8 protein-coding genes are annotated in these 9,400 nt (G+C 72.3%); 6 read left to right on the top strand and 2 right to left on the bottom strand.

Going from position 1 to position 9,400, the window contains the following annotated elements:
* Positions 1-413: 413 nt before the first annotated feature.
* Positions 414-1,559: a PH domain-containing protein gene (locus tag ACIWVC_RS24245; protein ID WP_396454609.1), complete on the top strand. Its 1,146-nt coding sequence runs from the start codon at positions 414-416 to the stop codon at positions 1,557-1,559.
* A gap of 207 nt (positions 1,560-1,766) precedes the next feature.
* Here ACIWVC_RS24245 and ACIWVC_RS24240 read toward each other — a convergent pair whose 3' ends face one another.
* Complete coding sequence (locus ACIWVC_RS24240; protein ID WP_396452687.1) at positions 1,767-2,525, bottom strand: polysaccharide deacetylase family protein; 759 nt, start codon at positions 2,523-2,525, stop codon at positions 1,767-1,769.
* A 426-nt stretch (positions 2,526-2,951) separates the two neighbouring features.
* Here ACIWVC_RS24240 and ACIWVC_RS24235 point away from each other — a divergent pair, with 426 nt between their 5' ends.
* Both ACIWVC_RS24235 and ACIWVC_RS24230 read left to right on the top strand, forming a co-directional pair.
* On the top strand, positions 2,952-4,286 hold the full coding sequence (locus ACIWVC_RS24235; RefSeq protein ID WP_396452689.1) for an SGNH/GDSL hydrolase family protein: 1,335 nt from the start codon (positions 2,952-2,954) through the stop codon (positions 4,284-4,286).
* 212 nt (positions 4,287-4,498) lie between these two features.
* Positions 4,499-5,707 carry a cytochrome P450 gene (locus ACIWVC_RS24230; RefSeq protein WP_396452691.1) on the top strand — a complete coding sequence of 403 codons (1,209 nt, stop codon included), beginning with the start codon at positions 4,499-4,501 and terminating at the stop codon, positions 5,705-5,707.
* Positions 5,708-5,767: 60 nt separating this feature from the next.
* Here the strand turns inward: ACIWVC_RS24230 and ACIWVC_RS24225 are convergent, their stop codons facing one another.
* Positions 5,768-6,781, bottom strand: a complete 1,014-nt coding sequence (locus tag ACIWVC_RS24225; RefSeq protein WP_396452693.1) for an SAM-dependent methyltransferase — start codon at positions 6,779-6,781, stop codon at positions 5,768-5,770.
* 218 nt (positions 6,782-6,999) lie between these two features.
* Here ACIWVC_RS24225 and ACIWVC_RS24220 point away from each other — a divergent pair, with 218 nt between their 5' ends.
* The 3 genes from ACIWVC_RS24220 to ACIWVC_RS24210 all read left to right on the top strand — a co-directional run bounded on the left by ACIWVC_RS24220 (position 7,000) and on the right by ACIWVC_RS24210 (position 9,326).
* Positions 7,000-8,169, top strand: a complete 1,170-nt coding sequence (locus tag ACIWVC_RS24220; protein ID WP_396454608.1) for a sensor histidine kinase — start codon at positions 7,000-7,002, stop codon at positions 8,167-8,169.
* On the top strand, positions 8,166-8,864 hold the full coding sequence (locus tag ACIWVC_RS24215; RefSeq protein WP_396452696.1) for a response regulator: 699 nt from the start codon (positions 8,166-8,168) through the stop codon (positions 8,862-8,864). The genes ACIWVC_RS24220 and ACIWVC_RS24215 overlap by 4 nt, the downstream gene beginning before the upstream one ends.
* 159 nt (positions 8,865-9,023) lie before the next feature.
* On the top strand, positions 9,024-9,326 hold the full coding sequence (locus tag ACIWVC_RS24210) for a chaplin family protein (protein WP_396452698.1): 303 nt from the start codon (positions 9,024-9,026) through the stop codon (positions 9,324-9,326).
* Positions 9,327-9,400 lie beyond the last annotated feature (74 nt).

Genomic DNA, 9,400 nt, shown 5'->3' with positions numbered 1-9,400 from the left:
CCCACGGCAGGCCAGGTCAACCAGGCCCCCACGGCAGGCCAGGTCAACCAGGCCCCTATGGCGGGCCGGGTCAACCAGGCCCCTACGGCAGGCCGGGGCAACCCGGTCCGGGCCCATACGGACCGGGGCCGCAAGGCCGCCCAGGCCCGCCCTACGGCCCGCCGGGGCCACCGCCCGGCCCGCCGTACGGCCCGCCGCGTCCTCCGTACGGTTACGGCCCGCCGCCCGGCTACCGTCCACCGGTCCGCTTCTCCGAGGGCACGCACAGGCTCCACTGGGCGACCGCGCCCCTGCGCGCCTTCATCTTCCTCATCATCTACTTCGTCCTGCTGGGCTTCCCTCTGCTCCTGACCCAGACGGAAGACGGCATCACCCTGGAACTCACCCCTGACGTGATCGTCAGGTTCATCGTCGTGACCATCCCGATGGGGCTGATCGCGGTGGGGACGGGCCTTTGGACGTGGCTCGCACTCCGATTCCGCATCGACAACGACGACCTCGTCGTCGAGACCGGCATCCTCCGCAAGAACAAGCGCCGCATACCGCTGTCGCGTGTCCAGGCCATCGACCTCGTCCGTCCGCTGGTGACGCGCTTGTTCGGCCTGGCGGAAGTGCGTGTGGAACTGGCCGGCGGTGAGCAGAGCGAGATCGCCCTCCGCTACCTGGGGCGGCACTCCGCGCAGCAGCTGCGCGCCGAACTCCTGGCACGCGCCGCCGGGCTGCCCGGCCACACGCCCGAGGCACCTGAACGCCATGTGTGGCGCGTCCCGTTCGGCGCGCTGTTCGGGTCCCTCCTCGTACGGCTTCCCGTACTGGGGACGGTCCTCCTCTTCGTGGGCTCCCTCATCTTCCTGGTGATGTACGCAGAGGGCGGCATGCTGGCCGTCACCATCCCCGTCCTGCTCGGGCTCATCCGCGCCGTGATCGCGCCTTTGGTGATGTACGCCAACTTCACGGTCGCCATGTCGCCGGACGGGATCCGCCTGCGCTACGGGCTCTTGGAGACCCGCATGCAGACGCTCCCTCCGGGCCGCGTCCAGGCCGTCAGCATCGTCGAACCGCTGATCTGGCGAAGCCTCGGCTGGGCCCGGGTCGAGGTGACCGTCGCCGGTTACGCGGGGGAGCGCCAGGCGCTTTCCTCGACGCTTCTTCCGGTCGCGCCCCGCCAGGTGGCCACGCATCTCGTCTCGCAGGTCTTCCCCGGGACCCACGTGGACGCGGTGCCCCTCGTGCCCGCGTCGTCCAAGGCGGTGGCGATCGACCGTGCGGACGGCGCCGGCACCGACGACGTGGTCTTCGTCGTCCGTCATGGCTGGCCCTGCCGCCGCACCGACGTGATCGCCCACGCGCGCGCGCAGAGCGTCCGGCTCACCGTGAACCCGTTCCAGCGGCTCCTGGGGCTGGCCACCGTCCACGTCGACGCGCCTCCCGGCCCGGTGCAGGTGGCCGCCACCGACCGCGACTTGGGCGAGGCCCGGGCCATCGTCGAGAGCACGGCCCGCCGGGCGCTGGCCGCCCGCCGCGCCGGCGGCGGAGACACCGCCCGCTGGGCTCGCTGACGGCTTATCCACAGAATCCAGTTCTGCTTCCACGCCGTCGCGCTGCCCCGGACCATGGACACAGGTCGGCCCGCCCCAGGGGGGAGGGCGGGCCGACCATCCATTGAAGGAGACTACGAAGCCACGCCACCGCCCACCACCCACTCTGGCCAGGACGGCACATCGTGCGGGTGCTGGGGGCGCGACGCGTGGCGCCGGGGGGCGTGATCAGAAGTGCCAGGGCGCTACGGCGGTCGCGTGGAAGTACGTGTCACCGAAGGGGACCTTGCGGGGGGTGAAGGCGATCTTGCCGGGGCAGAGGCCGCGGTCGCGCAGGTCGCTGACGATCTGGGGCAAGGCGTCGACGGAGGCCTGGGCCCAGTCGTGCATGAGGATGATGCCGCCCGGCTGGAGCGTGCGCGCCGCCGCCACGATCTCCTCGGTGGTGGCTCCCGCCCAGTCCCGGGAGTCGACCGTCCAGAGCACCTCCAAGAGCCTCAATCGGGCCTCGTCCTTCCGGACCTGGTCGTTGGTCTCGCCGTAGGGCGGGCGGAAGAGCGTGGGCCACCGGCCGGTGATCCGGCGCAGGCTCAGCTGGGTGCCGAGGATCTCCTTGAACGCGCCCGGCTCCCCCAGCTCCGGCAGATGCGGATGGGTGTTCGTGTGGTTGCCGATCCACATCCCCGCCCGCTGCTGTGCGCGGACGAGGTCCGGGCGGGCTTCGGCGTTGTTCCCCTGGTTGAAGAAGGTGGCCCGGGCGCCGGCGGCGCGCAGCCTGTCCAGGAGGGTCGGCAGCGTCGCGGCGGTCGGCCCGTCATCGTAGGTGAGCGCGACGTACCCGTTGGGGCAGCGCCACTGCCCGCCGGAGGGGGATGCGTGCGCGGCCGCCGGGGTCATCGCGACGGCGGCCGCGGCGGCCGCCACCACGGCCGAGGAGGCCGCCACGCGGCGGGACACGGCGGACGCATGCGGGATCTTGATCATCATCGCTCCGCTGGTCGAAGGTGCGGCAGACGGGGGTGAGGTGCTGCGGGGCCACCTCGGTGGCGTTCGGTCGGTTGCTGACGGAGGGGATGCGACATGTCGGACGGCTGAAAATTTCGAAACTTATCGGGCTTGTTCGCTCGGTAACGTACGCCGCCGCCGACGGTGAGGTCAATGCTGGCTTCCGGGGGTTTCGTGCGCGACTTGGTCGGCTGCGGCGGCGAATACGGGCTTCAGGGGGCACGATCAAGTCGTTCTTGACTCGCCGGGGTGCTCGGCGTACGTTCAGCCAGAAGTTCGAAAGTGATCGAAACTTTTCGAACCGTCGCTTCGTCCGCGGAGTCGAATCGGAGAGCTGTGGTGAGACGCTTAACACCCGTCCATGCCGGGCGCCCGAGAGCGGGCGCGCTCGGGCTGCGCATGCGCGTGATGAGCCCTGCCGGCCGGCTCGTCGCCGTGGTGCTGCTCGCGGTGGCCCTGGTCGCCGTGTCGTTGACCGGCGCGGAGGGCGAGCCCCGCACCGCCGGGGGGCATGCCGCGCCGGAGTTCGGGGGCCACTGGGTCGACAGCTGGGTGTCGATGCCGCAGCTGACCGAGCCGGGGAACATGCCCCCTCCGCCGTTCACGCAGGACGGCAAGGTCTTCGACGACGCGACGCTGCGGCAGACCATCCGCGTCTCCGTCGGCGGCCGGAACCTGCGGCTGCGGTTCTCCAACGCGTTCGGCGGCGCCGCGCTCCCCATCACGAAGGTCTCCGTGGCGCTGCCGGCCGGAGGGCAGGCGGGCGTCAGCGCGATCGAGCCGGAGACGTCCAGGGCGGTGACCTTCCACGGCCGTCCGTCCGTGGACATCCCGGTCGGTGCGCAGATGGTCTCCGACCCGCTGAAGTTCCCGGTGGCGCCGCGGTCGATCCTGACGGTGACGATCTATCTGGCGGACGGCCAGGCGTCGACCGACATCACGTCGCACCCCGGCTCCCGGACGACGTCCTACATGCTGGCGGGCGACCACGTCGGGGAGACCGACCTGGCCGGGGCCGCCCGCGCCGACCACTGGTACTTCCTGAGCGGCCTCGAGGTGTGGGCGAAGTCCGCCACGTCTGCGGCCGTCATGCTCGGCGACTCCCTCACCGACGGCCGGGGCTCCACCACCAACCGGAACGACCGCTGGCCGGATCAGCTTCTCGACCGGCTGCAGGCCCACCCGTCCACGTCCGGCATCGCGATCGTGAACCAGGCCGCCGGCGGCAACCGCGTCCTCAACGACGGGCTCGGCCCCAACGTGCTCGCCCGGCTCGACCGGGACGTGCTGGCCCAGAGCGGCGTCGAATGGCTGCTCGTCTTCGAGGGCGTCAACGACATCGGCACCGCCGCGGCGGCCCCCGAGGCGCAGAAGCAGGTCGCGGACGACCTGATCGCCGCCTACGACCAGATCATCGTCCGCGCTCACGCGCAGGGCATCCGGGTGTACGGCGCGACCCTCACGCCGTTCGGCGGCAACACCATGTACGACGACCCGGACGGATACCGGGAGCGGGCGCGCGAGACCGTCAACACCTGGATCCGCACCGGCCGCCGCTTCGACGCCGTGGTCGACTTCGACCGCGCGGCGCGCGACCCGTCTGATCCGGCGCGGCTGCTCCCCGCGTACGACGTCGGCGACCACCTCCACCTGAACCCGGCCGGATACAAGGCCCTGGCCGACGCCGTCCCCGCCGGGCTGTTCCGGCACAGGGCGCTTCCGCCGCCCTTCGCCTTCGACTAGGACGGCGTGATCGGCGGCGCGTCCCCCGCGGGCGCGCCGCCCGTCCGGATATGAGCCCGCCAGCCGCCGCGGACTGGGTCGGCCGAGTAGTGGGAGCAGACGGTGACCCCGAGCCACCCGGCGGCTGGCGCCCCGCCGCAGAGCCCTCCCCGCGCCCGCGCGGGGAGGGCGCCGCGCACGCGCGTCGGACGGGATGCGCATATCTTCGGAACATGAGCGATGTGGCGTATGACCCCTGGTCCCCGGCGTTCGTGGCGGACCCCTATCCGGTGTTCGAGCTGCTCCGCGCCGAGCGGCCGGTGTTCTTCCATGAGCCCACCGAGCAGTGGGTCATCAGCCGGTACGAGGACGTCGACGCGCTGCTGCGGGACCGCCGGCTCGGCCGGTCCTACCTCCACATCGCGAGCCACGAGGAGTTCGGCCGGGAGCCGGAGGCCGACTTCCTCAAGCCCTTCTGGGACCTGATCCGCGCCGGGATGCTCGACGTGGAACCGCCCGTCCACACCCGGCTGCGGCGACTCGTGTCCAAGGCGTTCACCGCCCGGAGGGTGGAGGGCCTGCGCCCGACGATCAGGCGGCTCGCCGGCGAACTGGCCGGCGCGCTGGCGGCGAAGGGCGGCGGCGACCTGCTCGCCGAGGTCGCCGAGCCGCTGCCGGTGAACGTGATCGCCGAGATGCTCGGCGTACCCGTCGAGGACCGCCACCTCCTGCGCCCGTGGTCGGCCGACATCTGCGGCATGTACGAGCTGAACCCGCCGGAGGAGGCGCAACGCACGGCCGTCCGCGCCGCCGTCGAGTTCTCCGACTACCTGCGCGGCCTCGCCCGCACCCGGCGGGACGAGCCGCGCGACGACCTCATCAGCGCACTGGCCCAGGTCGTGGACGAGGGCGACCGCCTCACCGAGGACGAGCTGATCGGCACCTGCGTCCTGCTGCTCAACGCCGGGCACGAGGCCACGGTCAACGCGACCGGCAACGGCTGGTGGTCGCTGTTCCGCAACCCCGGTGAGCTGGAGCGCCTCCGCGCCGACCCGTCGCTCGTCCCCACGGCCGTCGAGGAACTGCTGCGCTACGACACACCGGCGCCCATGTTCGAACGCTGGGTCCTGGAGGACATCACGGTCGCCGGCGTCGACATCCCCCGCGGCTCGGAGGTGGCGCTGCAGTTCGCGTCCGCCAACCGCGACCCGGAGGTGTTCGCCGAACCGAACCGCCTCGACCTGTCCCGCGACCCGAACCCGCACATCACGTTCGGGCTCGGCATCCACTACTGCCTGGGCGCCCCCCTCGCCCGCATCGAACTCGCCGAATCGTTCGGCGCGCTCCTCCGCGCGGCACCGGACCTCCGCCTGTCGGCCGAGCCGAAGTGGAAGCCGGGCTACGTCCTTCGCGGCCTGCAGGCCCTCCACGTGGAGTGCTGACCGCCTGGCCGCCCCGCATTGCCTGCAGGCCCTCCGTGATGTGCCGCCCCGCCCGCAGCGTCAATTGGTGAGGGCGGTGGGCATCGGGATGCCGACGGTCTGGGCGAGCCAGCCGAAACCGCCCAGGCCCGACGCGTCGGTCAGTTCGGCGTCCTCGCCGGCGTGGCAGAGGGCGGCGACGTAGGCGCGCGGGTCGCGGTGGGCCAGGTCGAGCGGCGGGCGGGTCCCGGACAGCCCGAGGGCGCGCAGCGCGTCGCGCTGGGTGGTCAGCAGGGTGGACGTCGCGCCGGCGCGCTCGCCGGCGGCGGTGCAGGCGTCCAGCGCGACGTGCGCGGTGACGTCGCATGACCCGTCCGGGACGGCGGGCACGGTGGCGCCGTCGCGGTAGCCGGTCAGCGTCCCGTACACGGGACGGGCCTCGCGGGAGTGCGAGTAGTCGACGGCGAGCGCCAGCCCCCGGGCCAGCCGCCTGATCACGGAGGCCCACGCGTCGCAGCGCGGATGGCCGATCTCGGCGCGGTCGCCGGGTTCGCCGAGGGGCCACCAGCGCTCCAGCCACGCGCGGTCCTCGGCGGACGGCGCGGGACCGGGCCGCTCGCTGCCGGTGGACGGGTCGACGAGCACGGTGCGCAGGCCGTCCGGGGTGCGTTCGACCACGTCCAGCGGCACATTGTCGAGCCACTCGTTCGCCACGGCCAGCCCCGTGATGCGGTCGGGCAGGTCCGGCCGCCAGACGATCCGGGACGGCACGTCGGCGGGCCGCGGCGCGATCTCCACCGCCGTCGGGACCAGCCGGGACGCCAGGCCGGCGGGCGCACCGGCCAGGATGTTGCCCAGCAGCCGCCCGGACCCGGCGCCGATGTCGACGACGTCCAGCCGTTCCGGGCGCCCGAGCAGTTCGTCGACCTCGACGAGCAGGCGGACGATGGCGGCGGCGAAGCGCGGCGAGGCGTGCACGGAGGTGCGGAAGTGCTCGGCGGGCCGTTCACCGCGCCGGTAGAAGCCGCCCCGCCCGTACAGCGCGCGCTCCATCGCCGCGCGCCATGTCAGCCATTCGGTAACCAACGCCGCCACTCTTGTGACGTTACCGTGCACGACACCCTGCGCATCGCCGTCCGCCGCCCCCGCCCGGCCTACCGCGCCCGGTTTGGTCCCGATGCCTGACCTGCCCGATCCGCCGTGCCTGATCCGGTGCGCCGGTTCGGCGTGGGGGGCGGTGCCATTCTCGGGGTGGAGGCGGGTCCGACTTGGGGCTGATCCCCGGCTGAACAGGGCGTACGTACGCTGTCCGCATGGTGGCGAGCGTCTGGGAGTGGCTGCGGGGCAAGAAACCCCTGGTCGACGCGTTCTTCGCGGCGCCGATCATGGTGCTGTCCGTGCCGACGATGCTGGGCGGGGCGTACGGGATGGGGGTGCGCTGGTACGGGCTGATGACGGTTCTGCTCACCGTGCCGCTCGTTCTGCGCCGCACGTACCCGCGCTCGGTGTTCGCCGTGGTCGCTCTGGTCTCGTTCTTCCAGTGCCTGGCGGGCATCGAGCCGGTCCAGGCGAACATCGCCGTCCTGATGGGGATCTACACGGTCTCGGCCTGTCTCCCGTTCCGCTGGGGGTTCGCGTCGGCGCTGGTCGGCCTGGTCGGCGCGGGCATGGCCGCCGTGCGGTACTCCAGCGGCGCCGACGACCGCAAGTTCGCGTTCGTGACGCTGGCGGTGCTGGTGGCGGGGGTCTTCGTGCTCGGCCTGCACATGCGGACGCGGCGCGCCTACCTGCGCTCGGTGGAGGAGCGGGCCGAGCGGCTGGAGCGCGAACGCGACACCGAGGTCAAGATGGCCATGGCCGCCGAGCGGGCCCGTATCGCCCGGGAAATGCACGATGTCGTGGCGCACAACGTGAGCGTGATCGTGGTTCAGGCCGACGGCGCGTCCTACGCGATCGACACCGATGTGGCACGTGCCAGGCAGGCGCTCGGCACGATCTCCGCGACGGGGCGGCTGGCGCTCGCGGAGATGCGGCGGCTCCTCGGCGTGCTGCGCGAGGACGACGATGCCGGGGCGTTCGCGCCGCAGCCCGGGGTGGCGGAGATCGACGACCTGGTGGAGCAGGTCCGCGCGTCCGGGCTGGCCGTGGACTACGAGGTGGACGGGACGCCGGCGGCCATGTCGGAGGGGCGGCAGCTCACCGTGTTCCGGATCGTCCAGGAGGCGCTGACCAATACGCTCAAGCACGGCGGCCCGCGGGCGAGAGTGTGCGTCCGGCTGCGGTACGCGGGCGACGCGCTGGAGATCCGGGTGACGGACGACGGGCGCGGCGCGGCGGCCTTCGACGACGGCCGCGGCCACGGCCTCGCCGGGATGCGGGAGCGCGTCGCCGTGTACGGGGGCGAGGTCCGGGCTGGCCCGCGCCCGGGCGGCGGCTTCGAGGTGGTGGCGGAGATCCCGGTACGCGAGGAGGTCGCGGCATGACGGAGGCCGAGGACGTGGCGGAGCCCATCCGGGTGGTGCTCGTGGACGACCAGGAGCTGGTGCGCGCGGGGTTCAGGATGGTGCTGGACGCGCAGCCCGACATCGAGGTCGTGGGCGAGGCGGGCGACGGCGTCCAGGCGCTGGACATGCTGCGCGGCGCGCGGGCCGACGTGGTGCTCATGGACGTGCGGATGCCGCGGATGGACGGCATCGAGGCGACCCGCCGGATCGTGGCGCAGTCCGGGCCGAAGGTCGTCATCCTGACCACCTTCGATCTCGACGAGTACGCGTTCGCGGCGATCAAGGCGGGCGCGGGCGGGTTCATGCTGAAGGACGCCGGCCCGGCGCAGCTCATCGAGGCGATCAAGGCCGTGCACTCCGGGGACGCGGTCGTGGCGCCGAGCACGACGAAGCGGCTGCTGGACCGGTTCGCCGTCCACCTCCCGGACGCGGAGGAGAAGGCGGGCGGCGCGCTGGAGACGCTGACCGAGCGGGAGGGCGAGGTGCTGCGCCTCGTCGCGCGCGGCATGTCGAACGCGGAGATCGCGGGCCGGCTGTACGTCTCGGAGGCGACGGTCAAGACGCACATGGGACGGATCCTGATGAAACTGGGCCTCCGGGACAGGGTGCAGGCCGTCGTGTTCGCCTACGAGACAGGACTGGTGAAAAGTGGTCAAAGAGGTCACTCTATGTAACGCATTGATCACTCCATGGTGACTTTTTGCCCTCACCGTGACGTCGGGCATTGCCCTACCTGAGAGTAGCTGGGTAACTACGGTACGCGACGCCGTCTTAGCGGGCGACGTCGGCAATGTCAGAACGGGCCTGCTAAGCCCACGTACGGGAGGACTTACGTGTTCAAGAAGCTTGCCGCGACCGGCATTCTCGGCTTCGCCGTCGCCGGCTCCGCGCTGGCCGCGACGCCCGCCTACGCCTCCGCCTACGGCGGCGGCTGGGACCACCACGGCAAGGGGCACCACCACGGTGGCGGGGCCGGCAACGGCAACTCGACCAGTGGCAACTTCGGCCTGCTGAACGGCACCCAGGTGGTCGCTCCGATCTCCGCGGCCGTCGACGTGTGCGGCAACGCCGTCGCCGTGATCGGCTTCGCCAACTCGGGCGGCTGCAAGGGCGGCGCGCACGCCAGCAACGGCTGATTCTCCTGACGGGCCCCTCACGCCCGTCACCGAAGCGCCGGGGACTCTTCGCGGGTCCCCGGCGCTTCCGCGTG

Source organism: Actinomadura sp. (genome assembly GCF_044508335.1).
GTDB lineage: Bacteria > Actinomycetota > Actinomycetes > Streptosporangiales > Streptosporangiaceae > Spirillospora.
This window is presented reverse-complemented; position numbering and strand designations above follow the sequence as displayed.